We start from the raw sequence: 23,650 nt of genomic DNA, 5'->3' as shown, positions 1-23,650 counted from the left end.
GCCGAATGAGGACCAGTTCCGGAGCTGGTGAACTCCTGGTGGAGCTCGACCGCGACAACGGCGTGCCGCTGCACCAGCAGTTGGAGGGCGGGATCCGGACCAGGATCCGGGCCGGCCTGCTGCGGGCCGGGACGGTGATGCCGTCCACCCGCGCGCTCGCTCAGGACCTCGGGCTGTCCCGCGGCGTGGTCGTCGAGGCGTACCAGCAACTGGTCGCGGAGGGGTATCTGGTCAGCCAGGGCGGCGGCTACACGCAGGTCGCGGATATCGCCGTGGTCGAACCGACGGCTGCGCACAGGTCCGCGAGTGGTCCGCCGCGGATCGATTTCCGCTACAGCCGGCCCGACGTCTCGCAGTTCCCCCGCGCCGCGTGGCTCCGGTCGATACGCCGGGTGCTGAACGAGACGCCGTACCGGAGCCTCGCCTACATCGACGGTCGCGGCACTATCGAGCTGCGGACCTCGCTCGCCGACTACCTCAACCGGGTCCGCGGCACGGCGGCACGCCCGGAGAACATGCTGATCTGCAACGGATTCGCCCAGGGGTCGCGGTTGCTCCTGCAGGTGCTGGCGGCGCAGGGGTACCGACGGCTCGCGGTCGAAGATCCGTCCGACAACGATCTGCGCGACGTCGCGCGGGCGGCCGGGCTCGAGGCGGTCGGCGTACCGGTGCTCGAGTCGGGGATCGATGTCGACGCGCTCGAACGATCCGGCGCGGATGTCGTGCTGGTGACGGCTGCGCATCAGTTCCCGACCGGGGCGGTCACCTCGGCGGAGACCCGCGCCGCGCTGGTCGCGTGGGCCTCCCGGCACGACGGGCTGGTGATCGAGGACGACTACGACGCGGAGTACCGCTACGACCGCGAGCCGATCGGCGCGATGCAAGGGCTGGCGCCGGAGCGGGTCGCGTACGCCGGGACGGCGAGCAAGACGCTCGCGCCCGGGCTACGGCTGGGGTGGTTGAGCCTCCCGGCCTGGCTGGTCGAGCCGATGGCGCAGGCGAAGCTGATGGACGACCGCGGGTCGCCGGTGTTCGACCAGTTGGCGTTCGCGGACTTCGTGGCGCGGGGTGAGTTCGACCGGCACCTGCGGCGGATGCGGCCGCGGTACCGGCTGCTGCGGGACACGCTCGTCGACGAGCTCGCGGCGCGGATCCCGGAGCTCGAGCCGGTCGGGGTGTCGGCCGGGCTGCACGTGATGACCTTCCTGCCGCCGGATCTCACCGAGGACGCGGTCGGGGCGGCAGCGTCGGAGCGCGGGGTCGGGGTGTACGGGCTGGCGCCGTACTGGGTGTCCGGATCGGGGCCGGGCGGGCTGGTCTTCGGCTACGGGTCGCTCAACCAGAAAGAAGTTGTCGAGGGCATCGAACTGCTGGCGGACGCGATTGCGACGATCCGCAGTCGATGAATAAATATCCATTTCATTGCAATTCGATCCGGACGGTTCTACTCTTGGTGAGGTGATCGCCCCAGCTCGCATCGACTCCCTGATGAACCAGGCCTGGCCCGCCGCGGACAGCACCGAACTCGACGGCTGGCTGGTCCGCCGCAACGCAGGAGTCACCCTGCGAGCCAACTCGGTCCTGCCGGCCAATGCGCCCTTCGACGTCCACGGGGCCTTGGATTACGTGGAACGCCTGTACGTCGCGCACGACATCACGCCGTCGTTCCAGATCAGCCCGGCGGTCCAGCCGAGCGACCTGGACGCCCATCTCGAAGCGCGTGGGTACACGGTCCGCAACCCGACGCTGGTCCAGTGCGCCGCGATCTCCGACGTGCTCGCGAAGCTGCCGGAGACGACGGCCGAGGTGAATATTTCCAGGGCTCCGTCCGCCGCCTGGATGGACTGCTGGTGGAGCGTCGACGGCCGCGGTGGTGCAGCCAGCCGCACCACCGCCGAGCAGATCCTTGCCCGGGGCAAGGCTCTCTACGCGTCGATCTCCGACGGCCGGCAGGCGAAGGCGATCGGCCGGCTCGCGCTCGTCGACGGCACGGCCGGCCTCTACTGCCTCGCCGTCGACGAACGCTTCCGCCGCCAGGGCCTCGCTTCGGCCGTCATCCGCGGTTTGTTGCAGGCAGCAACAACTACCGGAGTGAAGTGGGTCTGGCTGAGCGTGCTGGAAGACAACACCCCGGCCCGGACCCTCTACGACAGCCTCGGCTTCAGCACGGTCTCGCGGTACCACTACCGCGTCAAAGCGTGATCTTCTGCAGGTGATCGATGACGACGAGCTCCGCGCCGGTGCGTTCCACTGACGCCCGGAGCGGGGCGAGGTCGGTCCACGGGACGCCGGGGTCGTCGAGGGGCTTGTCGAAGTCGTCCCAGTGGGTGGCGATCACCTTGCGCACCGGCTTGATGGTCCGCAGCAGGTGGTCGGTGATGCCGGGCTCGCCGCCGGGGGCCGCGAAGACGACGTCGACCTGCAGGTCGCGCAGGGCGTTCGGGTCGAAGTTCGCCGTACTGAGGCTGAGGATGCGCAGGCCGCCGATCGTGATCACGAACGCGAGCGTGCCGCCCTCGACCAGGTCCTCGATCACGCGCGGACGCGGCGGTACGGCGTACCGATAGCCCGGGTACGCGTAGGTGTGGCGCTTGCCGCTGCAGGAGTGCAGCGACGGGAAGACCTCGACCGTGAAGCCGTCGAACGGCAGGTACTCGCCGCCGCGCACGGGTGAGAGCAGCTCGTCCGGCGTCCGCATCGCGCGCAGCAGGTTGGCGTGCGTCTCGGTGCACAGCACGGTGGCCTGCGTCTTCTTCGCGACGTACGGTACGTCGGCCATGTGGTCGTAGTGCCCGTGATGGACGAGGATCGCGTCGGCGGTACTCAGGTGCTTGTCGATCACCTCGGGCTTGATCACGAGCTTGGTCTTCGGGTCCGCACCTTCCGGCGTGAACGTGCCCGTCTTGAAGCGGGTCAGCCACGGATCGGTCAGTACGACGTTCTTGCCGGACCGGAGCTGCCACGCATGAGTCCCGAACCAGGTCAGCTCGACCGGCTCGCGTTCCGGCCGTGGCGCCGGCGTCGTCGCCGCCTCGCTCCGGCCCTCCAGGCCGACCACTCCGGCAGCTCCCACCGCCGCCGCACCGACCGCGGCCGCGCCGGTCAGCATCCCTCTCCGACTCACCTTCACGCTGTCTCCTCTCGTCGTCCTGGACCTTCAGTCAAGGCGAGCGCTGACCGGCCTGTCGAATATGCTCTTGAGCATGGGCCGATTGTCTGGAGATATCACCGCAGGTCAGTCACATCATGTTGACTGAGAGACACCTGCAGATCTTCATCGCGCTCGCCGAGGAGCAGCACTTCGGCGACGCGGCCCGGGTCGTCGGCATCACCCAGCCGCCGCTGTCGCAGGGGCTGCGCCGCCTCGAGGCCCTCGTCGGCGCCAAGCTGTTCGAGCGCGGCGCCGGCCAGGTCGAGCTCACGCCCGCCGGGGCCGCGCTCCTGCCGTACGCGCGCCGTGCGCTGACCTCGATCGAGGAGCTGCACCAGGCCGCGGTCGACCGCGATCCGGAAGGACCGGAGATCCGGCTCGGTCTCGCACCCGAGGTCCCGCCCTCGGCCGGCGCAGCTGTCGCCGCGGCCTCCGGCGCGGTGATCCCCGGCAGTCGGGTCACGGTGGTGACCGCCTCGACCAGTTCGCTGATCAACCAGGTGAATACGGGGCGGCTGACCTTGGCCGCCGTACTGCATCCCGTCGTCCTGGACGGGTTGGAAGCCGGCCCTGTCTCGCTGCTCCCGACCTGGGCGCTCGCGCCGGCCGGCCTCGTCGACGCGGAAGTCGCGGGTTTGCGCCAGTTCAAAGGACTCCCGGTTGCGGTCCGGCCGCGGACCGAGGCTCCGGCGGCCCGCGACCTGTTCCTGGACACGCTCGCCCTGCATCGACCCACCGGCGGGACGGTCGTCGTCACCGATGAGCGAGCCGGGTTGGCGATGGCCGCGGCGGGACAGGCAATCGTCGTGACCGCAGACCCGGGCCTGGCCGCGCCAGGGGTGACCCGGCACCGGCTGGCCGACGATCCGCTGCCGTTGCGGCTCCGGCTCGTGTGGTCGAGGACCCGTACGCCGTTCCTCCGGCCGGACGACGTGATGAGGCAGCTGACCGAAGCGTTGGTGGCGTCGTGAACGCCCGGATCCGAGGCGTGTTCGAGGACGCCGGCGTACGGGGCTGGCTGCATGCGGTCGCACTGGATCAGCCCGAGTCGACGGTCGAGGTCGACGCGGACGGGATCGTGCCGCTGGCGTCGGTCTACAAGCTGCCGTTGCTGGCCGGGTTCTGCCGGCTCGTGGAGCTCGGCGAGGTGGATCCACGCGAGCAGCTCACGATCGATCCGTCGACCAAGACGGCCGGGCCGACCGGGTTGTCGGTGTTCGCGGACCCGGTGACGGCGTCGCTGCGGGACCTCGCGCTGTCGATGATGACGGTCTCCGACAACGCCTCGGCGGACGCGCTGCTGGACGTCGTCGGGCTGCGGCGGCTGGGCGAGTTGCTGAAGTCGTTCGGTCTGCGGCGGACCTGGGTACGGCGCGGTACCGCGGGCAATCTGCTCGATCTGCAGCGGCGTACCAGGACGGACGATCCGGACGAGGCGCTCGCCGTACTCGCGGACAACGACCGGACCGATCCGGCCGGGATCTACGAAGCGGTGAACGCGTCGGCGAGCACTGCGCGCGAGATGACGCTGTTGCTGCGCCGGTTGTGGTCGGGGGAGTTGTTGTCGCCCGAGCAGACCGAGTTCGTCAAGGCGACGATGTATCGGCAGGTGTTCCTGCACCGGTTGGCGTCCGGCTTCCCGCACGACGGCGTACGCGTCGCGGGGAAGACCGGGACGTTCGGGGCGTTGCGGCACGAGGTCGGCGTGGTCACGCTGCCGGGCGGCGCGGCATTCGCGATCGCCGTCTTCACCCTCGCCGCCCGCGGCGACAACCGCCAACCCCGAGTCGACACCGCTATCGGCGAAGCCGCCCGCCTCGCGGTCGACGTCCTGCGTTAGACGATGGCGAAGGCCTCGATCTCGAGGAGCACTTCGGGGCTGAAGAGGGCGGCTACCTGCACCGCGGAGGCGGCCGGCTTGGTGCCGGGGATGTATCGGTCCCGGACCGCGCGGATGGCCGGCAGGTGCGTCATGTCGGTGACGAAGATGGTCATCTTCGCGATGTCCTCGAAGGTCGCGCCGGCGGCGGCCAGGCAGCGCTCCAGGTTTGCGAACACCTGCTCGGCCTGGGCGCCGGGATCGCCGACGCCGACGAGCTTGCCGTCGGGGTCCAGGGCGACCTGCCCGGCGATCGCCACCCACTGCCCGTGACCGGTCACGACGTGGCTGTAACCGTTGCCCGGGGCAACTCCTACCGCGCGCGGATACTCGAGATTGCTCATCCCCCAGATATACCCGGGCAGGGGTTGAGAAACCGGTTTCCGTCGAGAGAGGATACGCAGGTGGGCCGGACACCGAAGGACTCGATCACGATCGCCGACGTCGCGCGGTTGGCCGAGGTGTCGCGGGCGACCGTGTCCCGGGTGATGAACGGCCGGCTCAGTGTCGCACCCGAGATCGTCGCCCGGGTGCGCGCGGCGGCCGACCGGCTCAACTACCGGCCCAGTGACCTCGCCCGCAGCCTGTCCCTCGGCCGGACGAACATGGTCGCGCTGGTCGTCCCCGACCTGGGCAATCCGCTGTTCCAGCAGATCCTCCGTGGCATCACGAACGCGTCCGCCGCGGCCGGCTACCGGGTGCTCGTCGCCGAGACCGACGAGGACCCGACCGCCGAGGCCGAGATCGCGATCGAGGCGCGGCGGCGGTGCGACGCGCTGATCATGGTCTCGCCGCGGATGGACGAGGAGCGGCTGCTCGAGCTGTTGCCGCAGGTGCAACCGGTCATCCTCGTCAACCGGCAAGGTCCGGAAGAGGTCTCGTCGGTGGTGGTCGACTACGGCCGCGCCGTGCGGATCGTGGTCGATCACCTGGTGGGGCTCGGCCATCGGCGGCTCGCGTTCCTGTCGGGCCCGGCGGCGAGCGCGTCGAACATGCTCCGGGTGCGGGCGCTCGAGGTCGCCGAGCGGGAGATCCCGGGGCTGGACCTTGTCCGGCTCGAGTGCGGGCGGTCGATCGAGGACGGGTACGCCGCGGTGGAACGGGTGCTCGAGTCGCATGTGACCGCGGTGGTCGCGTTCAACGATCTGGTCGCGTTCGGTTTGCTGGCCAGGCTGAACGAGGTCGGCGTCGCCGTGCCGGCTGATCTGTCGGTGACGGGGATGGACGACATCGGGCTCGCGCGGTTCGCCGTACCGTCGCTGACGACCGTGCGGGTGCCGCAGAAGGATCTCGGGGAGCTGGCGTGGCGGCGGCTGCACGCGTCGATCGCCGCACCGAACGGCGGCGCGGACGCCGTACCTGAGCTGCGCTTGGCGGTGCGTGCGAGCACCGGGCCGGTGCGGCAGGAGCCGCGGTTGCAGGGCGGTGCGTCGGCCGGTCGGGTCGCGTGGCAGCAACAGGGCGACATCTTTGCGCTCGGGAGTGACTCGGGACTGCTGGCGCGGTACGAGTTCGGCCGACGGATGCCGCAAGTACATGCGCCGCGGCCGTACCTGCATCCGGTCCGGACGCTCGGCGGGCATCCGTTGACCGAGGTGAGCCCGGTCGACCACCGGCATCACTACGGCGTCTCGCTCGCGGTACCGATGGTCAACGGCACCTCGCATTGGGGCGGCCGGACGTACGTCCGCGACCAAGGACCCACCCTGCTGACGAACCACGGCCAGCAGCGCAGCCGCGGAGTCACCGCCAACGAGCACGAGCTGGTCGACGACCTCACCTGGTACGACGAACAAGGGCGACCCCAGCTCGTCGAACGCCGTCGTCTCGTCGGAGAGCAGGCTGTCGGCGGCTGGCGACTCGATTGGCAGAGCGTCCTGACCGCCCGCTATGGATCGGTGCAGATCGAGAACCCGACCACTGCCGGTCGTGAAGGCGCCGCGTACGGCGGGATCTTCTGGCGCTTGCCTGTGGCCGCGACGACGGTGCTCTCAGCTGATGGTGAAGGCCTCGACGCCGCGTTCGGCTCGACGAGTCCGTGGCTGGCCTTCGTCCAGGGCGACGTGACGCTGTTGCTGGTGCAGCCCGATGACGTGCGGCGATGGTTCCTTCGCGTCGACTCGTACGTCGGCGCCTGCCCAGCTCTCGCGTGGGACAGCCCGCTCACCTTGCAGCCCAATCAGGAGCTGGCCGTGTCGCTCAGCGCACTCCTGCTCGATCGGCCGGTGGACCTTGACGAGGCTAAGACGTTGGCAGGCCAGTTGTAGGCGACGACGCCAGCGCCGACTGCCAGCGCCGGGGGACCCGGCCGGCGAGGCGTGCGGCCCGGCCCGCCGAGACGGCGTCGCGCATCGCGGCGGCCATCAGCGCAGGCTTCTCGGCGCGCGTGACCGGGGTCGCGAGCATCACCGCGTCACAGCCGAGCTCCATCGCCAGCGCGGCGTCGCTCGCCGTACCGATGCCGGCGTCGACGATGACCGGTACGGCGGCCGCTTCCGCGATCAGCGCGATGTTGTGCGGGTTGCGGATCCCGAGCGCGGAACCGATTGGTGCGGCCAACGGCATGACGGCCGCACAACCTGCCTGCTCGAGCCTGCGGGCCAGGATCGGGTCGTCGTTCGTGTACGGCAGCACGGTGAAACCGTCGGCCACCAGCGCTTCCACGGCGTCGAGCAGCTCGAACGGGTCGGGCAGCAGCAGGTGGTCGTCGGCGACGACCTCGACCTTGATCAGGTCGGTCTCCAGCGCCTCCCGCGCCAGCTTCGCGGTCAGCACCGCCTCGGCGGCGGTGTGGCAACCGGCCGTGTTCGGCAGTACGGCGATGTTGTGCTTCTTGAGCACGTCGAGCACCGAGCCCTCGTGCCCTGTGCCGAGGCGGCGCATCGCGACCGTGGTCAACTGGGTGCCGGAGGCAATCAACGCCTCCTCCATCACTTCCAGGTTGGCCGAACCGCCGGTCCCCATGATGAGCCGGGACGTGTACGTGCGCCCGCCGAGCTCCAGTGGATCGTCCATCTCAGCCTCCCTGGGTTGCGCTGACGATCTCGACCCGGTCACCGGGCTGCACGGTGGTCTGCGCCCACTCGGCCTTGGTCAGCACGCTCTGATTCACCGCGACCGCGATACCCGTGGTGCGATCGGAGTACTCCGTGATCAACTCGGCCACGGACCTGCCGGCCGGCACGTCAACCGCCGTACCGTTCACCCAGACGGATTCCATCGCGCTTCCTCCCTACGCCGGAATTACCCGATTCAGGTTCAGCGGTCGGTGACGGGTCAGTCACCCTCTCAGCCCACTCACTGCGAGCTCCCGCGGACCTCTCGACTATAGCGCCCGGCCAGCTATCGTGACCAAAGGTGTCCGGGGAGGGGAGCGTCTTGGCCAAGCGCGTCGGGATTTCGGACGTGGCTGCTCGGGCCGGGGTCAGTCCGACGACGGTTTCGCATGTGGTGTCGGGGCGGCGCCATGTGTCGGAGGTGACGCGGGCGCGGGTGCGGTCGGTGATGGACGAGCTCGGCTGGGAGCCGAACCAGCTCGCGCGCAGCCTGCGGACGCAGCGGACCCAGACGATCGCGCTGATCGTGCCGGACATCACCAACCCGTTCTACCCGTCGGTCGCGCGCGGGCTGCTCGACGTGGTCACCGAGCCCGGGTACCAGGTGCTGATCGGCAACACCGACGGATCACCTGCGGCTGAGCGTGATCTGGTCGCGCGGATGGTGACTCGCAGCGTCGACGCGATCGTGTTCGCGGGCTACTACAGCAAGGCGAGCGACGTCACGGCCGCCGTCGACGCCGGGATCCCGGTAGCGCTGATGGGCGGGCGGAGGGCCTCGGCCGGGATCGACGTACTGACCTCCGACGACCTGGCGGCGGGCGAGATCGCGACGCGGTACTTGATAGGTCGCGGCTATCACCGGATCGGCTTCATCACCGGCGCCTCCGGGGACGGGCCGCCAGCCGATCGCGTGAGGGGCTACCGCCGTGCGCTCACCTCGGCCGGACTGCGTTTCAACAGCCGGCTGATCGTCCGTGAGGAGTTCTCCCGCGCCGGCGGTACTGCGGGTCTGCAAAAGCTGCTCGAGCTACGCAAACCACCCCGGGCAGTGCTGTGTACGAACGACATGGTCGCGATCGGCGCACTGGACGTCGCGCGGGAACGCGGCCTCCACGTGCCCGACGACCTCGCCGTGATGGGGTTCGACGACATCGACGCCGCAGCACTCATCTCGCCGTCGTTGACCACGATCGCGGGCGATCCGCGCGAGCAGGGTCGCGCGGTCGGCCGGGTCCTGCTGGGCAGGCTGGCGGGGACGGCCGCCGGCCTGCCGCAGCGCATTCTGTTCGCGCCTTCCGTGGTGCCGCGGGAATCCGCCTAGGGCGCGGTGACCGACGTCACAGTCGAGCCCGAGATGTACGTCGGCCACACGCCGACCGTCACCGTGATCTGGCCGCTCGCGTTCGGTGTCAGCGTGCTGGTCAGGCCGTAGAGGCTCGTGACCTGGACGGGGCCGGTCGCGTTGACTGTCACCGTCGTGTTCGATCCGGATGCGGCCCAGATCGCGCGGAACGGCGTACCGTCGTTCGCCCCGTACACCTGGTCGATCAGGCCGTTGCCCGGGTTCTCCTTGCCGAGGAACGTCGCGCCGCGGAGCTGACGAGCAGCGGTGGCATAAGCGACGTACGACGGTTTGGGGGTGTACTTGCCGAGCGCGTCGGCCTCGTTGTGCACCAGGCCGAAGTTGCTCTCCGAGGCGGCCGGGTCGATGCCGTCGTTCTTGAAGTCGTACATGTAGAACCGGTCGACGTCGTGGCCGGGGACATTGAGCATCTCGCGGGCCGTGTACATCGCCTGCGTGGGCTCGTCGACCGGGACCGCGCTGCCCGAGCCGGTGTACCAGCCGGCCTCGGTGATCCAGATCGGCTTGTCCACGCCGCCGTTGTACTGCCGGATCGTCGCCCGGACCTGATCGATCGCCGTACCGAGGCTCTCCGGGGCGTGCAGGAAGTTGTACGGGTGGATCGACACCACGTCGAGGTACTTCAGCCCGCCCAGCTGGCAGAACGTCTGGAACCAGGCCTGCTGCGTCACGTCGGTGTCACCGCCGCCGACGACGGTGAGACCGGGACGGGTGGTCTTCAGCTTCGTGTACGTCGCCTTGAGCAGCGCGAAGTAGCTGTCGGGTGTCTTGTTGGCCGGACCGGCCGCGTTGACGTCCCACTCGTTCCACACCGCGAGGTTGTGGACCTGCGGGTACTGGGTCGCCAGCGCGCTGGCGTAGTTGGCGAACGCGGCCCGGCCCGCGTCGGTGTGCGGCGCGTTGAAGAGCTGATCGGGGCAGTCGTAGAGGCAGTTGCCGTAGTCCGCGACCATGAGCGGGTCGAGACCGTTCGACTGGTAGGACTGCAGGTAGGTGGTGACCTTGGCAGGGAACGCGTACGTGCCGGCCGTGGTCTCGGCGGCGGACCAGTACGCCTCATCTCTCGCCGTTCGAGCACCGGCCTGGCCTACCAGCGGGATCACATCGGGCGCCCACGAACCGGCGAAGTGCGTGCCAACTCCGTTGTACGTCGTGGGCGTGGTTGCCGCGACCGCGTCGACGTTGACCGAGGCCGTCGTACCGCCGCCGAGGATCAGGCTCTTGTCCAGCGTGAGCATGATCGCCTTGGCGGGGCCGTGCCAGATGCCGTCGTCGGCGCCGCCGAAGTGCAGGTAGCCGGTTCCGCCGTCGAAGCGGGTGACGTTGAGCTGCTGCCAGGCCGTGGAACCCGACAGAGTGAGGCGTTGCTGGTGGACCTGGCCGGTCGAGTCGGTCAGCCGGAGACCGATGCCGGACAACTGGCTGGTCTTCACCCAGAGGCTGAGCGCGGTCAGGTTGATCGGGACCAGGTTGCGCTGGATCGCGACGTAGTTGCCGCCGCCGGTGAAGTCGCCGTCGAGCTTGGCGGATTTGGCACCGGCCTGCAGGTTCGTCGTGTCGTAGGTGAGGCTGCCGGTCGCACCCGCGAACTCGCTGCCGGGGTAGAACGACCACCCCTCCGCGGCGCTCTCGTAGTCGCCGAGCGGCGTTGTCGGCTTGCTGGACAGCGCATTGAGGGTGAAGTCGTCGAGACTCACGCTGCTGCTCGTCGCGCCGGTGACAGCGCCCTTGTCGAGGACGATCTCGAGGCCCTTGGCGGGGCCGTGCCAGACGCCGTCGTTCGCGCCGCCGAAGTGGACGTACTGCTTGCCGCCGTCGAACCTCGCGACGCTCAGCGGCTGCCAATCAGTTGCCCCTGACAACGTTAGGCGCTGCTGGTGGACCTGGCCGGTGGAGTCGGTGATGCGGAACGTGAGGAAGGTCAGGTTCGGGGACTTGGCCCAGAAGCTCACGCTTGACGCGTTGACCGACGGGAGGGTCCGGTTGACGCTGACGTACGCGCCGCCGGCGCTGAAATTCCCGGACAGTTTGCCGGAGCTGGTGCCGGAGTGGTTGTCGGTGGTGTCGAGCGCGAAGCTCCCGGTCGCACCGGGGAATTCGCTGCCCGGGTAGAAGGTCCAGCCTTCTGCGGTGTTCTCGAAATCGCCGACCCGGTTGGTGATGAGGCCGGCGATCGACGCCGTACTGAGTGGGCTGAGGATCGCGAAGGTTGTTTGTGCGCTGAGCGTGCCTGCTTGGACGGTCAGCTTGTACCAGCCGCGGGTGGTGACCGAGACCTGCAGCGTGCTTGCGGCGGCCTGGCTGCCGGTGGCGACGACGGTGCCGTTGACGTCGGCTGCGGACCAGGTGACCGACGACGCATCGGTGCTGAGGCCGACCTTCACCTGCTGGCCGTCGGTGAACACGTTGCCGAGGGTGATGGGGGTGAGGGCGAGCGTCGCCGCGTGGGCGGGGGCGGTGGTGCCGATGGTGCCGAAGCAGAGGAGGAGAACTCCGAGAACGATGGCAAGACTACGTCTCATGCCGACTCCTTGATCAGGGCGGTGTAGGTGAGACGTCGGCTGCCACGACGTGATGCAAATCGATTTGTACTATCGCTGTGGGTGACTGCGGTGTCAACAGCTCAGCTCAGGAGAGCTCGGTGCCGGTCAGGAGGGCGGCGAGTTCGGTCGGGCGGTAGAGGACCTGCTTGCCCGTGCGTTGCGGCTCGACGAGACCGGTACGGCGCAGCAGTTGGAGATGCTGACTCACGGCGGACGGCGTCACCTTCAGCTCGCCGGCCAGGTCGGTCGTGGTACGGGGATGCGTCAGTAGCTCGAGGATGTGGGCGCGCGGCGTACCGATGAGCTGGGCGAGATCCTGTTGCGACGGCGGCTCGACGACCGACCAGAGGTTGGCCTGCCCGCGAGGTGGGTATCCCAGCACCGGTTCGGCTCCCGGGTCGAACGGGATCACCGCGTGCGGTCCGAAGAGGCTTGGTTGCAGGACGAGCCCCCGGCCGTCTACCGCCTCGCTCCGGCTGATCGCGGCGACTCGGTCGACCTTCAGCAGCCCGTCCGCGTAGCTGATCGCGGGACCCAGCCCGTTGAGCATCGCTGCTGTGCCTTGCTGGGTGAGGATGTGGCCGCGATAGCTGATGTCCGCGGACAGGAGGGTGCGCATCCGGTCCCAGTACGGCTCCATCATCGCCTGCCAGTACTGGCGCAGCGCGTCGATGACCTTGTCGATCGTCAGGTCCTCGGGGAGTTCGCCGTTCACCGCGATGAGCTGGCGCTCGTACGTCTGGTGGTCGACGTCGGCGATCAGGTCCAGCTCGTCGGCGAGTTGCGTGAGCGGCGAGGTCGGGCGTGGCGTCAGGAAGTCCGGGCTGCCCATCGTGTCGTTGACCAGCCACCGCAGTACGTCCCAGTCCAGCTCTGCCACGCGAGGCTGCACCGCCCGCACCCACCCGAGCTGCAACGGAAACCGACCCGGCTCCCGCAAGGCCCGCAACGACAACACCATCTCTCCGGCGGGCGAGACCGCGAACCGAATCCCTTCCAGATCCCGGGAAGTCAGCTCATACGTCAGCACACCCGCATCCTAGGACGTCGCCTAACCGCGAACCCGCAGTTGGGCGCGTAGGCCGTCTACGGCCCGGCCGCCTTGCAGCAGATCCAGCGGATCCGGGGCGAGCGCGCAGGCTTCTGGCTTCCGTCGACCTTCACCGGCCGTTCCAGCCAGGCGTACCACGACGCGCTCGTCGAGGTCGCGGCCGAACTGGTGGGACCGCGTTCTGTCGGTGGCTAGTGGCAGGGTCGGGGGCGGTCACAGGAACGGAGGAAAACATGGGTTTTCGTACGATGGCGGACGACGAGGCAGCTGAGTTTCTGGCGCAGCCGTTGGTGGCTGTGCTGGCGATCGACGACCCGGGGTCGTCGCCGCATGTGACGCCGGTGTGGTTCCACCACCTGCCGGACGGCAACAGATTCCAGGTGATGACGCCGGCGAAGTCGAAGAAGGCGAGGCTGTATCGCGAGGGCTCGGGGGAGCTGTCACTCTCGGTCCAGACCGCAGACGGGCCGACCGCGAAGTACCTCAATATGCAAGGCGTGGCCCGCCTCCTTCCGCTGAGCGACGACCTGCTCAACGCGATGGTGGAGAAGTACCTGCAGCCGGAGTTCCGCGCGGCGTACCTGGCCGACCCGCCGGAGGACTCCATGTTCGACATCACCCCGCGGCGCATCACCACGGGGGTCATCGGCTGACACTTCGACTCGCTGCCTCGTCGTACCTGGCATGACGACTACGACGAGACTCAGCGAGCTCAACGGCGATTACGTGCTCGACGCCGGGCGGACGCGGATCGGGTTCGTCGCGCGGCACCGGATGGCTACCCGGGTGCGCGGCCGGTTCGACGTGTTCGAGGGCGCCGTACACCTGGACGGCGACGACCCCGGCCGGTCGAGTGCGCAGCTCACGATCCGGGCGGACAGCATCGACACGGGCGATCGGCGGCGCGATGCCCAACTGCGCAAGGACTTTCTCGGTGCGCCGGAGTACCCGATCATCACCTTCGTGTCGACGAAGGTCTCGCAGGTCGATCGAACGAGGTTCGACGTGACCGGCGACCTGACGATCCGGGGTGTGACGCATCCGGTGACGGTGCCGTTCGATCTCGTCTCCACGACAGACGGTGTCGCCTTCGCCGCCCAGTTGACGATCGAGCGCGCCCGCTGGCAGGTGAACTGGAACGCCTTGACCACGGCCTTGGTGGAGCCGACCGTGGTCCTGGACCTGCAGGTGTTCGTCACCGCTTAATCCTCGCAGGCGATCCCGTCATGGTCGGCGTCCAGGCGGTACTTGTCGGTGCCGATGACCTGGATCGGGCCTTCGACGTACTCCGGGCCGTTCCCACTGCCACCCGAGCAGTCGACGTCGCTCGCGATCGGGACGCAGCCGGAGTAGTTCGGGTCGCACGCCGAGGACTGTTCCGGCTCGTCGACCTTCGTGCCGACGGCGGTGATCTGCGTGCGCGGCTGCTTGGCAACCTCCTGCCGGAGCAGGTGTTTCGCAGTCTGCACACCGTTCACGAACGTGACGCGATAAGTCAGGCGACGTGTCCCGTTGACCCCGCTCGTGCGAACCGTCTTCTCCCCCTTCGGAAGCGAGCCATCGGTCACCGTCTTCTTCTTGAACGGAATCGCCCGAAACTCGACAACCTCCTTCGAGGTAGTCGTGGCGGTCGGCGTAACTTTCGCGATCGGCTTCGGCGCCGTCGTCGGCAGGCTGACTTCTGGTGACTGCTCTGCTGATGGTGTCGGTGTGGTGGTCACGTGAACGCTCGCGATCGCGGCCGGCTGCCCCGCCGACGCACCCGAGCCCGCCCCACACCCGACAACAAGCACGCCAACCGCCACAACCAGCCCAGCACGAATGAACAACACGGTCTTCCCCCCAACCCGCCGACGGTTCCCCCCGCGGCAGGACTGCCAACGCCCGGCCCACCCGAACGAATTCCGATCTGTACCACCACCCCAACCCACCCGCGAGGTCCAAGGGGCGAGCAGACACCAACCGAATCGATTTCGTGACCTACCGTGCAGCACCCCTCACCGGCAAGCACCACCAACTACACGCCGTAACCACCCCTCAGGTTCACCCCCACCAAGCAATCCCCCACCAAACCTGACACACTGTTCCCCACACCAACCAAGGGCCTCTAGCTCAACTGGCAGAGCAGCGGACTTTTAATCCGCGGGTTGTGGGTTCGAGTCCCACGGGGCCTACAAGTTTCCGCAGGTCAGGCGCAGATCGGCGCCTCGGCCTGGAAAGTCGGGTCTGCGCAAACTCTGCCAATACTCACAGTGGCCGATATGTGCCCGTCTGAGAGGGATCGGCGGCTCCGCGCAGCCAGCTGGTGGCGCGTTGCTGAGCGACGTATCGCATCCTGTCGCAGTGCTCTCGTTTCGTCTGATCTCCGGCTCGCCCAGCCGTTGAGCTGCCACGTGCAGCTGGACTGTGGAGGGCTGAGATGAGCAGACCGCACCTTCCGATCGGAACGTGGGGCCACGTCCGATCTCGTGCTGAGAGGAAGGACGCCGAGGGCAAGGTGGTCTCCTGGCGCGCGTCCGCGTATTTCCGTGACCACGACGGACGTACCCGTGAGGTCACCGCGTCTGCCAAGACCAAGGGCGCAGCCGAGCACCGCCTCCTCACGAAGCTGGGAGACCGGTCAAAGATCTCGCAGTACGGCGAGCTGCGCCCGACGGACAAGATCAACGACCTCATCGACTTGTGGATCGAGAAGTTCGAGGAACGTATCGAGGACGGCCGTCGATCACCGACGTCGTTGACGACGTACCGCACGGCCATCAAGAATTACGTGCGCCCTGCACTCGGTGAACTCCTGATCGGTGAGGCAACCACGCCCCGCATCGACAGGGTGATCGGAACCATCAAGCGCACCGCCGGTCGATCCACAGCGAAGACCTGCCGCGCGGTCATCTCCGGGATGATGCAACTCGCCGTCCGGTACGGCGCCCTGACCGTCAACCCAGTCCGCGAGGTCGAAGCGATCGAGGCCCGCCCGAAGGACCCGCCCCGAGCACTCACCAACGAAGAGATCGCCGGTCTACGCCAGCTCTTGACCACCGACGAAGCCGCCGTACACGCCGACCTTCCGGACCTAGTGCTCTTCATGCTCGGCACAGGCGTCCGAATCGGCGAGTCACTCGCAGTCCTCTGGTCACAGGTCAACCTCGAGTCCAATGCAGTCGAGATCACCCACACCATGGTTCGCGTCCCAGGCCAAGGCTTGATCCGCAAGGCCCCGAAGTCCAAGGCCGGCGAACGCGCCCTACCCCTCCCAGACTGGGCCGTCACCATGCTCCGCCGCCGCCACGCGGCCGGCATCCTGCCCGACGAACCCATCTTCGCCGACTCCCTCGGAGGCTTCCGAGACCCCTCCAACGTCCGCCGAGCCCTCCGCCGAGCACTGTCTCCCGTAGCCAGCACCGCACGCCGAGACCTCGGCCAAGTACTGCGATCCGCGCGACTTCAGGCTGGCCTGACTCGCAAACAGGTCGCCAAGAAGCTCGGCTGGCCAAAGACCAGACTCGAGCTGATCGAGACCGGCCGCATCAAGCTCGACCGCGAACTCGTAGCCACCCTCGTCAAGACCTACCGCATAAACCTCGACGCATCCCCCACCCTCAGCGCCCAAGTCGACCAAGCAGCCCAACCCTCACCCTCAGACGCCCTGACCTGGATCCGCTCCCACACCTTCCGCAAAACCACCGCCACCGCCCTAGACCGCCGAGGCCAATCCGCCCGCCAAATAGCCGACCACCTAGGCCAAGCCCAAGTCTCCATAACCCAAGACGTCTACATGGGCCGCCGAATCCACAACCCATCCGCCGCAACCGCCCTGGACCAGGAGTTCGCAGACCTCGACCTATGGTGAAATTGCATCGCGAGCGCAATGGAAGGTCGGAGCGTTGGAAAACTCAACCGCTGGTCTCTCTCGGCCACGGGTGCGTGGCAATGGGGTCGTGCTCGAGGGCAGCGGGCCAGACGGGGCTGCTGTCAAATGCGTCGAGTGCGGGCCACGAGGTGTTGCTCCTCGCGCGCGGAAGGCGTCGACTGGGGACGGACCTACTGGCTCGACGTTATCTGTGTGGGCTCCTCGTCCTCGCTGGATGAAATCACCTGAACGAGGTCGCCGCTTGCGTTCCTGAGAAAGAGGATCTCACTGTCGTTGTCGACCGTGGCCGGGGAAGCCAATTCGCGTAAGCGCTGCTGCTTGGCCGCTACGGCGTTGCCCCTGTCGTGCCACCGACCCTTCAGCTCTACTTCTGTGAGCATCGTGGTGATTGCGGTTGCAACGACCTCGGCTTCCTCCAGTTCGTGCACTTGCGAGTCCAAGAACTTGCGCAGTGCCGTATACGGGTTGTCCGGGTCTACCAGCGCTACCGCTGCCGCGTCCGCAACCAGTGCCTTTCGCCTGATTGCAATTGCTCCCCTTGCCATGTGGAGCTCTCGAAGGAAGTCGTCCAGATTGTTCGACTTCCCGCCGAGCGCCTCTTCCATGCGGCGGTAGTCGACCTTGCCGTCGGAGTCTACAAGCTGTTCAACGGTGCCGCGGTATTTCTCGAGGAACTGTTGAGAGCGGTGGAACTCGTCGTACGCACTCTTCAGTGCGAGCTCCAGGTTTGGGCTGTGGCCGTCTAGCATCAGGCTGATTGCACGAGTCAACTGGGCGTCTGCCGAGCGCTGATCCTTGATTCTCTCGATGTAGTGGCGCTCTTCCTGACGCTCGAGCATCGTCTCCACTCTTCGCTGATGTGCTCGCAGCTCCTTCTGGGCCAACATGTCGACCGCCATCACCGTGCCGGCAACGGCGAACACTGGCCAACCAGCCGCGATCGCTCCACCGGCGGCGACTGGCTTCAGCACCGCCTGGGACGTGATCTTGCTGCCGTTGCGAGCAAACCCTCTGAAGCCCGAAGTACCAACGGCTCTGACGAGTTCTGCGCCCTTCGGTAGCACTACTCGATACAGCGTGGGACTGTTGGGGTTGAGCGCGTTCACGATGTTCACCATCGACTGCTGGGCGGCGGCGTTGATAGGCACAGTGCGGTACTTCCTGATCTCCGACTCACTCACTGGGTAGTACTCGACGGCCACCGGAACCGCAGCTGCTTCAAGCGCATCCCAGATCGCAGTCGAGCTCGAACCAGCGGATCGAAGAACTGCTTCGGAGACCAGAAGTCCAGATGAAGGAAACTCGGCTCGCGGGCCGGTGACCGCATGGCTGGGCGAAATTGCTTCACCAGGCGCGGTCTTACGCCTCGCCGCGAGCCGCAATAGGAACCAACCAGAGGCAAGGGCAGCGATGGCTGCGAGGGTGATAAGCGTGGGAAGCATCGACATCAAGGGTAATTGGTCTGAGCCGAGCAGGTGCATGCTTCCAGCGGACACGGAGTATCCTCAGCTGGCTGACCAGCGTGCTCGCAGTACGCCATCGGGATCGGGCAGGACTCCCTCAAGTAGCGGGTTGTACTCCTCCTCGATGAGGGAGATTGCGGCTGCTGCAATGGCGCCGTCCGGAAAGTCTTCGGCCTTGGGGTCGCAAAGGGTCACGCTCTGAATGTCGCCGGTCTGGTCCTCCCAGACGTACTCGCAGAGGCTGCCAGCTTGCGCCTGGACGGCTTCCACGTCGGGAGAGAGGTCCGGCCAGACGCTCAGCATGGCGCGCGGCGCGAGCCGCACGCCGTCAACTGTTCCTGGCGCGAGCCGATGCCACCGAGACATATTCCGAACCGGGGATTCGCGTAGCAGGATCCTGCCGTGTCGGCTCGTGAGGTCGGCGAGGTTCGCCCAGAACCCGGCATCGGCAGCAGGCCCAGGTGTTTCATCGCTGTCCTCGTACGGCGACCGTTCCTGCCGGACCGGGAACAACCCGAGTTCGACGGCGGCGGCGAGGGCGCGTTCGCACGGGATATGACTTCCGATGTACATGTACTGGTCGAAGCCGACATGTACGAGGAACTTCTCCCCGACCTCGAGCCGATACCAAGCGCCGTTGTCCCGCAACATCGTCCGGACCAGCTCGATGGCGACGCTGACCGGCACGACGGCTCCGTCGTAGTAGTCACTCAGATCCGGCGACAGGAGCCCGTCCAGTCCGTACCCGTCGATCGGTGCCTCTAGCCCGAAGTTCACCGGGCCGGCAAGTTCGGCTCGCGGATGCTGACTTCGGCGACCTCGCTCTCCTCCGCGAACGCCAGCACCGCGGCGAGGTACGCGGCCTCCTTAGGGCCGTGATCGCTCGTCTCGACCTCAAGACCGACGTAACGGCCGTCTTCGTTCCAGTCGGTCGGGTCGTACTTCGTCACCTTGTAGACGTAGGGCAGCCGCACAGACTGATGATGTCAGGTTCGCTGTAGAGGCGCGGAAAACAATCCTTCATACGTGTTGCGTCAGCCCCAGAAGATGCTGGTGGGGTCGCGGTCGATCTCGGCCAGTAGGTCGTCGGTACTCCGCGACGGGGCGAGTTGGTCGTAGAGGTGGAAGCGTTGATGCCGGTCGCTCCAGTACAACGTCCAGGATTTATCGGTGGCGTTGTAGCGCAAGCGAGCGATCGCGGAGGTGGTCCAGTCTGACCCGAAGTTCTCGTGCCATGGCGGACGTCGTTCGACGATCGTCAGGTGGCGCTGAGCGAGTTCGCACTCGATGCGCAATTGGTCGCGGGCGTTGTCTGGCACCCGTGCGGCGCACCACCGCTGTACTCGCGCGACGTCCGATTCGGGAAGCGCCATTCAGATCGCCAGCCGTCGGGCGGCCTGCACGTTGATAGAGGCGTGCAGGTGGGTGACGGTCATTCCACAGACCCTACCGACCACCGTCGTAACGGTCTGACCGATCACCTGATTGATGATGTCAGTCTGGCTGTAGTGGCGGGACGGACTGTGTTGGCACCTCAGCGAATCCCGCACCGGCCGCCGATCGTTGAGCGGTCTCTGCTGAGACGCCAGCGAGCATGTTCACGAGCCGGAGGTGCTGACGATGTTGCTCGACTGCGTTGGCTGGTGGGGCGTCTCCGAGGATTGAGCGGCCCTGAATCTGGTGGCGCTCTCTGTAGGCGGCGATCTCCCGGATGAGTTCGGTGGGGTCCGGGTCTGGTGTCGCGCTGGCTGCGCGATGCAAGTCGCGATACCAGTCCGGCGGGTTGGCGGATACTTCGTCTGCGAGCCAGTTGGCGCGTTCGAGGATCTGGGATTCGAGTTCGCGGAGTGGTGCGATCAGTATGGGATCGCTGACGTGGGTGGCTGGTGTGACGAGGCCGACGATCTGTGCGGGGTGGCGGCCGGTCTTGTGTAGTGATCGGGCGGTCAGGCGGCGAACCCTGTGGTGGATGACTGCAGCGACGTCGATGGCGTTGGCGAGCGCTGATTGGTTGACGGCGCGGTGAAGTAGCTCGGTGATGCTGAGGCCGGCGTTTTCGGCGCGCCGGAGTTCGGCGATGAGAGGCCCATAGGCGGGGGAGGCTTGGAGTGCCGCCTGGTCGGTTCGGTCTAGGTCGGAGGAGGCAATGGCAGGTTGGTAGCGCTTCTTGGCGTCGAGTTGGCAGAGGTGTTCGTGGATGGGGACGAGGCGGTCGAGGCGGGTGGCGTTGTCGAGTTCTTGGCGCATCACCTCGTGTGCGGACTGCTCGACGCCGGGATCGTTGAGGACCGCTTCGAGCACGTCTTGCGTGGTCTGTTCGGGGTGGGATTCGTGGAGGTCGGAGCTCGCCTGGTGGGTGGCGACGTAGGCGTTGTTGGTGTGGCGGCCGCGAGTCATGCCGACGTACATCAGGGCTCGGGTGAGCTGTTCGGTCACGAGTAGGTGGGCGGTGTCCACGGTGGCGCCCTGGGCTCGGTGGGCGGTGGTGGCGTAGGCGAGTTCGACGGACTCCTGGACGTACGCAGTGGGCAGCGTGACGGTGTCGCCGATGTGGTTTTGGACGGTGAGGGAGCCGTCGGGCCAGCGGTGGATGACCGTCCAGTGGTCGCCGTTCTTCACGAACTGGCGCTGACCGTAGGGGAGGCGGCGGTTGTTGAGTCGGGTAACGATGTGGTCGCCGAGGCCGACGTGGTTGCCGTTGTGGAGTTCGATGCCGCCGGGTTCGACTTCGCCGGTGGTGATGCGGTCGAGGCGGGCGCGGGCGTTGAGCCGAGCAACCGTGGTGTTGTCGGCGGCGATCAGGAGGCTGGTCTTGCCGCCGTTGGTGTCGGCGAGCCAGGCCTTGTAGGCGGCCTCTTCCATCTCGTCTGATGAGCCGGAGGTCAGTCGGTCGTGGTTGTCATAGGCATCGATGGCGCTCAGCTCGCCGCGACGCAGCGCGAGGCTGGCGTCGCGCTCCCACGGGTTCGTGAAGCGCCAGACGTCGGTGAGTTCGGCTGCCTCGGTGTCTTTGGCGATGAGCCGGAACGCGCCTCCGGTGTCGACGGCGGACAGTTGTGCGTCATCACCGACGAGCAGGATCTTCGCTCCAGCCGCATTGGCAGCGCGGGCAAGACTGGCGAGCTCCATGGTGCTGGCCATGGAGGCTTCGTCGATGATGACGAGCTGGTTCTTGTGGAAGGTCCACCGATCGCTCTGAGCTCTAAGGCTTGCGAGCTGAACGATGAGTCGTTCACGGCGGAGACGGCGTCGTGAGCGGCGAGCGAGCTCGGCGGCATGTTCGGTTTGCCGGATCTGTTCGCGGCGTTGTTCGGCGCCGAGGCCGGCCGATTCGTAGATCCATTTGGCGATGTTCTCGGTGGGAGCGCCGATGGCATCGGACAGGACGGTTGAGGCGGCTGAGGATGGTGCGAGGGCGATGATCGATCCGTCGCCGTACTTGGATTCCCAGCTGGCGGTGAGCGCGGACAAAAGGCTGGTCTTGCCGGTGCCCGCAGGCCCGATCAGGGCCTCGAGCTTCTGCCCGCTGGTCGCGATTCGGAGCAGCGCGTCGGCCTTGTCGGCGGTGAGACCGGTGGTGTTGATCGATGCTGGCGCGATGGTGGGTCCGCTGGCGTCGCGGGCAAGATCGAGGAGGACCGCCTCGGCGCCGAGGATGACGGGTGAGGTGTAGACCTGGCCGTTGTGGATCGTGAACACGTTCTCGCCGCTGGCGCGAGTGACGGGGATGGTGACCAGTTCTGGTGCGGTCGGGCTGATCGAGTGCTGCTCGGCCCGCTCGACGATCGCTTGCAGCGCAGTGAACCGGTCACCGGGCGAGACGAAGCGCAGCAGTCGGGTCTGGCGTGCGGCCTCGGTGAGGAGGTTCCAGCGTGTCCAGGTCGCGCGTTTGGTTTGCAGCGTCAGGACGGTTGCGGCGCTGTATGCGTTGAGCGTTTCTGGGCTCAGGTCTGCCGCAGCCAGCGGACGCTCGCCGGCCGTGTTGAGGGATCGTCGGATAGCGGTGACTGCGTCGCGCCCGATGGCTTGGTCGGCGCGCTTTCGCCACTGCGCCATCAGCGCGGCGAGGGGTTGTGCGAGGTGCTTGGATGGGCGGTTCATGAGGGTCGCCTGCTGTCGTAGGGCATACATTTCGCGGACGTCGGGTGGGTGGATCTGTTCGACGCGGTCGTCGAGAAGTGCGTTCAGATTGGCCTCGATCTGTGCGGTTCTGGCCGAGAATTCGCGGATCAGGTCGTCGGGAATCGTGTCGATTTCGAACGCCGGATTCCGCCGGGAACCGCGTTCGCGCAGCTCCCATTTCACGCCCAAACGACGCGTGAGATGGTCGGCGAGAAGCACGTTGTGGATCTCCGACATCGCCACCGCGGCCCGGTACAGCACGCGCCCATCGAGGGTTCGCCATGCTCCGTCCGGGCCCTGGACGCGGTTCGCGACCACCACGTGAGTGTGGAGTTGCGGGTCGCCGCTGCGGCTGTCCCAGTGATCGAAGGCGGCCGCGATCACTCCGCGGGTGTCCAGTTGCGCGATGCCGCCATCGCCGCTCCTGGTAAACGCCGCGTGCTCCTCGATCAGCGTCAGCACATCCGCGATCGCTTCATGGTGGGCGGCGACGATCTGTTCTTGGGTGCCAACGTCGGTCGTTGCCCACAGCGCCGATACTGACTTGACCGGAGAGAACGTGAGGTCGAAACCGGCAACCGCCTGACGGGACTTCTTCCGCATCTCCTCCCGCTGAATCCGTGCCACCGCGTGCACGCGCTCGGCATCCGGCAGTGCCGTGTCGAGGTCACGGATCCGCTCGCGGATGCGCTCCTCAGGGCTCTTGAAAACGCGATACGGCTCGCCGAGCATCCGGCCGGTCAGCGGATCTTCCGCACGGCCGAACAGCGCAGCCATCTGGTCCTCGGTCACCTCGCTGCCGGGCACCAACTCGCCGTCGCCCAGGCCGCGAAGCCCCTGTCCCAACCAGCGGCCGGACGGGTATCCCGACGCCGTGTAGTACGCCGTCAGCGGTGTAGCCATCCGCCGATCAACGTCCCCAGCAGCAACATGCCGAAGCAAGTACTGGTAACCCTCTCCGGCGTTCAACCGGTGGATACTCATCACAGTGACCGGCCCGGAATTCGGCGGGTCAGTGGGTTCGCCAGCTCGCTCATGCAAGCTCAACGGCTGAGCGGCCAAGGGACCGATCGGTGCGGCACTTGGCGCGGACCGCCTGGCATGCAAGAGGTGTGATCGGCTCGAGGCTGTCATTTCATGGGCAGCGA

Annotated in this window: 22 protein-coding genes, 1 tRNA gene and 1 riboswitch; of the genes, 11 read left to right on the top strand and 12 right to left on the bottom strand. The window is 67.2% G+C overall.

Going from position 1 to position 23,650, the window contains the following annotated elements; all coding sequences use genetic code 11:
- Positions 1 to 5 precede the first annotated feature (5 nt).
- Both ACIA58_RS33360 and ACIA58_RS33355 read left to right on the top strand, forming a co-directional pair.
- A complete protein-coding gene (locus ACIA58_RS33360; RefSeq protein WP_396407790.1) occupies positions 6 to 1,406 on the top strand; it encodes a PLP-dependent aminotransferase family protein in 1,401 nt (466 codons plus the stop codon).
- 52 nt (positions 1,407 to 1,458) lie between these two features.
- Positions 1,459 to 2,202, top strand: a complete 744-nt coding sequence (locus ACIA58_RS33355; RefSeq protein ID WP_396407789.1) for a GNAT family N-acetyltransferase — start codon at positions 1,459 to 1,461, stop codon at positions 2,200 to 2,202.
- Here ACIA58_RS33355 and ACIA58_RS33350 read toward each other — a convergent pair.
- On the bottom strand, positions 2,192 to 3,130 hold the full coding sequence (locus tag ACIA58_RS33350) for an MBL fold metallo-hydrolase (protein WP_396407788.1): 939 nt from the start codon (positions 3,128 to 3,130) through the stop codon (positions 2,192 to 2,194). The genes ACIA58_RS33355 and ACIA58_RS33350 overlap by 11 nt on opposite strands.
- Positions 3,131 to 3,246: 116 nt before the next feature.
- Between ACIA58_RS33350 and ACIA58_RS33345 the strand changes: the two genes are divergently transcribed.
- Complete coding sequence (locus ACIA58_RS33345) at positions 3,247 to 4,122, top strand: LysR family transcriptional regulator (protein ID WP_396407787.1); 876 nt, start codon at positions 3,247 to 3,249, stop codon at positions 4,120 to 4,122.
- Positions 4,119 to 4,991, top strand: a complete 873-nt coding sequence (locus ACIA58_RS33340; protein ID WP_396407786.1) for a serine hydrolase — start codon at positions 4,119 to 4,121, stop codon at positions 4,989 to 4,991. Before ACIA58_RS33345 ends, ACIA58_RS33340 begins: the two co-directional genes overlap by 4 nt.
- Here the strand turns inward: ACIA58_RS33340 and ACIA58_RS33335 are convergent.
- Complete coding sequence (locus tag ACIA58_RS33335) at positions 4,988 to 5,374, bottom strand: RidA family protein (RefSeq protein WP_396407785.1); 387 nt, start codon at positions 5,372 to 5,374, stop codon at positions 4,988 to 4,990. The two genes, ACIA58_RS33340 and ACIA58_RS33335, sit on opposite strands and share 4 nt — an antisense overlap.
- Before the next feature lie 60 nt (positions 5,375 to 5,434).
- On the opposite strand from ACIA58_RS33335, the gene ACIA58_RS33330 reads away from it, so the two are divergent.
- The gene (locus ACIA58_RS33330; protein WP_396407784.1) at positions 5,435 to 7,297 is read left to right on the top strand and encodes a DUF6807 family protein; all 1,863 of its coding nucleotides are present in this window, start codon (positions 5,435 to 5,437) and stop codon (positions 7,295 to 7,297) included.
- Here ACIA58_RS33330 and ACIA58_RS33325 read toward each other — a convergent pair.
- Positions 7,272 to 8,045: a thiazole synthase gene (locus ACIA58_RS33325; protein ID WP_396407783.1), complete on the bottom strand. Its 774-nt coding sequence runs from the start codon at positions 8,043 to 8,045 to the stop codon at positions 7,272 to 7,274. The genes ACIA58_RS33330 and ACIA58_RS33325 overlap by 26 nt on opposite strands.
- A 1-nt stretch (position 8,046) precedes the next feature.
- Positions 8,047 to 8,250: a sulfur carrier protein ThiS gene (thiS, locus tag ACIA58_RS33320; RefSeq protein WP_396407782.1), complete on the bottom strand. Its 204-nt coding sequence runs from the start codon at positions 8,248 to 8,250 to the stop codon at positions 8,047 to 8,049.
- A riboswitch (TPP riboswitch) is annotated at positions 8,243 to 8,354 on the bottom strand. It overlaps the preceding gene by 8 nt.
- An 81-nt stretch (positions 8,355 to 8,435) precedes the next feature.
- On the opposite strand from thiS, the gene ACIA58_RS33315 reads away from it, so the two are divergent.
- Positions 8,436 to 9,410 carry a LacI family DNA-binding transcriptional regulator gene (locus ACIA58_RS33315; protein WP_396407781.1) on the top strand — a complete coding sequence of 325 codons (975 nt, stop codon included), beginning with the start codon at positions 8,436 to 8,438 and terminating at the stop codon, positions 9,408 to 9,410.
- Here the strand turns inward: ACIA58_RS33315 and ACIA58_RS33310 are convergent.
- Together ACIA58_RS33310 and ACIA58_RS33305 are read right to left on the bottom strand one after the other, a co-directional pair.
- Entirely contained in the window at positions 9,407 to 11,974 is a 2,568-nt protein-coding gene (locus ACIA58_RS33310) for a glycosyl hydrolase (protein ID WP_396407780.1), read from the bottom strand. The two genes, ACIA58_RS33315 and ACIA58_RS33310, sit on opposite strands and share 4 nt — an antisense overlap.
- Positions 11,975 to 12,080: 106 nt before the next feature.
- Positions 12,081 to 13,025 (bottom strand): DUF5937 family protein, encoded by a 945-nt coding sequence (locus tag ACIA58_RS33305; protein ID WP_396407779.1) that lies wholly within the window; start codon positions 13,023 to 13,025, stop codon positions 12,081 to 12,083.
- A 72-nt stretch (positions 13,026 to 13,097) separates the two neighbouring features.
- Between ACIA58_RS33305 and ACIA58_RS33300 the strand changes: the two genes are divergently transcribed.
- Genes ACIA58_RS33300 through ACIA58_RS33290 form a run of 3 tightly spaced genes read left to right on the top strand, consistent with a single transcriptional unit; the run spans position 13,098 to position 14,252 of the window.
- Complete coding sequence (locus tag ACIA58_RS33300) at positions 13,098 to 13,241, top strand: hypothetical protein (RefSeq protein WP_396407778.1); 144 nt, start codon at positions 13,098 to 13,100, stop codon at positions 13,239 to 13,241.
- Between the two features lie 38 nt (positions 13,242 to 13,279).
- The gene (locus ACIA58_RS33295; protein ID WP_396407777.1) at positions 13,280 to 13,699 is read left to right on the top strand and encodes a pyridoxamine 5'-phosphate oxidase family protein; all 420 of its coding nucleotides are present in this window, start codon (positions 13,280 to 13,282) and stop codon (positions 13,697 to 13,699) included.
- A 31-nt stretch (positions 13,700 to 13,730) separates the two neighbouring features.
- Positions 13,731 to 14,252: a YceI family protein gene (locus tag ACIA58_RS33290; protein ID WP_396407776.1), complete on the top strand. Its 522-nt coding sequence runs from the start codon at positions 13,731 to 13,733 to the stop codon at positions 14,250 to 14,252.
- Here ACIA58_RS33290 and ACIA58_RS33285 read toward each other — a convergent pair.
- Positions 14,249 to 14,839, bottom strand: coding sequence for a G5 domain-containing protein (locus ACIA58_RS33285; protein WP_396407775.1), 591 nt, complete (start codon positions 14,837 to 14,839; stop codon positions 14,249 to 14,251). The genes ACIA58_RS33290 and ACIA58_RS33285 overlap by 4 nt on opposite strands.
- 308 nt (positions 14,840 to 15,147) lie before the next feature.
- Here ACIA58_RS33285 and ACIA58_RS33280 point away from each other — a divergent pair.
- Positions 15,148 to 15,220: transfer RNA gene (locus ACIA58_RS33280), tRNA-Lys, on the top strand.
- 245 nt (positions 15,221 to 15,465) lie between these two features.
- Entirely contained in the window at positions 15,466 to 16,896 is a 1,431-nt protein-coding gene (locus ACIA58_RS33275; RefSeq protein ID WP_396407774.1) for a helix-turn-helix domain-containing protein, read from the top strand.
- Between the two features lie 191 nt (positions 16,897 to 17,087).
- Here the strand turns inward: ACIA58_RS33275 and ACIA58_RS33270 are convergent, their stop codons facing one another.
- From ACIA58_RS33270 to mobF, 5 genes are all read right to left on the bottom strand, one after another.
- The gene (locus ACIA58_RS33270) at positions 17,088 to 18,359 is read right to left on the bottom strand and encodes a hypothetical protein (RefSeq protein ID WP_396407773.1); all 1,272 of its coding nucleotides are present in this window, start codon (positions 18,357 to 18,359) and stop codon (positions 17,088 to 17,090) included.
- Positions 18,360 to 18,422: 63 nt separating this feature from the next.
- The gene (locus tag ACIA58_RS33265; RefSeq protein ID WP_396407772.1) at positions 18,423 to 19,067 is read right to left on the bottom strand and encodes a hypothetical protein; all 645 of its coding nucleotides are present in this window, start codon (positions 19,065 to 19,067) and stop codon (positions 18,423 to 18,425) included.
- 86 nt (positions 19,068 to 19,153) lie between these two features.
- Entirely contained in the window at positions 19,154 to 19,354 is a 201-nt protein-coding gene (locus ACIA58_RS33260) for a hypothetical protein (RefSeq protein ID WP_396407771.1), read from the bottom strand.
- 60 nt (positions 19,355 to 19,414) lie between these two features.
- Positions 19,415 to 19,699, bottom strand: a complete 285-nt coding sequence (locus ACIA58_RS33255; RefSeq protein ID WP_396407770.1) for a DUF3024 domain-containing protein — start codon at positions 19,697 to 19,699, stop codon at positions 19,415 to 19,417.
- 175 nt (positions 19,700 to 19,874) lie between these two features.
- Complete coding sequence (mobF, locus tag ACIA58_RS33250) at positions 19,875 to 23,486, bottom strand: MobF family relaxase (protein WP_396407769.1); 3,612 nt, start codon at positions 23,484 to 23,486, stop codon at positions 19,875 to 19,877.
- Between the last annotated feature and the right edge of the window lie 164 nt (positions 23,487 to 23,650).

Origin of the sequence: Kribbella sp. NPDC051586, assembly GCF_044453965.1 — a bacterium.
Taxonomy (GTDB): Bacteria; Actinomycetota; Actinomycetes; order Propionibacteriales; family Kribbellaceae; genus Kribbella.
Note: the sequence above shows the minus strand (reverse complement) of the source record. Positions and strands in the feature narration are given on the sequence as shown.

Coding starts and splice junctions, on each gene's coding strand:
- ACIA58_RS33360 (WP_396407790.1), top strand. CDS start 6: ATGAGGACCAGTTCCGGAGCTGGTGAACTCCTGGTGGAGCTCGACCGC.
- ACIA58_RS33345 (WP_396407787.1), top strand. CDS start 3,247: ATGTTGACTGAGAGACACCTGCAGATCTTCATCGCGCTCGCCGAGGAG.
- ACIA58_RS33335 (WP_396407785.1), bottom strand. CDS start 5,374: ATGAGCAATCTCGAGTATCCGCGCGCGGTAGGAGTTGCCCCGGGCAAC.
- ACIA58_RS33325 (WP_396407783.1), bottom strand. CDS start 8,045: ATGGACGATCCACTGGAGCTCGGCGGGCGCACGTACACGTCCCGGCTC.
- thiS (WP_396407782.1), bottom strand. CDS start 8,250: ATGGAATCCGTCTGGGTGAACGGTACGGCGGTTGACGTGCCGGCCGGC.
- ACIA58_RS33310 (WP_396407780.1), bottom strand. CDS start 11,974: ATGAGACGTAGTCTTGCCATCGTTCTCGGAGTTCTCCTCCTCTGCTTC.
- ACIA58_RS33295 (WP_396407777.1), top strand. CDS start 13,280: ATGGGTTTTCGTACGATGGCGGACGACGAGGCAGCTGAGTTTCTGGCG.
- ACIA58_RS33290 (WP_396407776.1), top strand. CDS start 13,731: ATGACGACTACGACGAGACTCAGCGAGCTCAACGGCGATTACGTGCTC.
- ACIA58_RS33275 (WP_396407774.1), top strand. CDS start 15,466: ATGAGCAGACCGCACCTTCCGATCGGAACGTGGGGCCACGTCCGATCT.
- ACIA58_RS33270 (WP_396407773.1), bottom strand. CDS start 18,359: ATGCTTCCCACGCTTATCACCCTCGCAGCCATCGCTGCCCTTGCCTCT.
- mobF (WP_396407769.1), bottom strand. CDS start 23,486: ATGAGTATCCACCGGTTGAACGCCGGAGAGGGTTACCAGTACTTGCTT.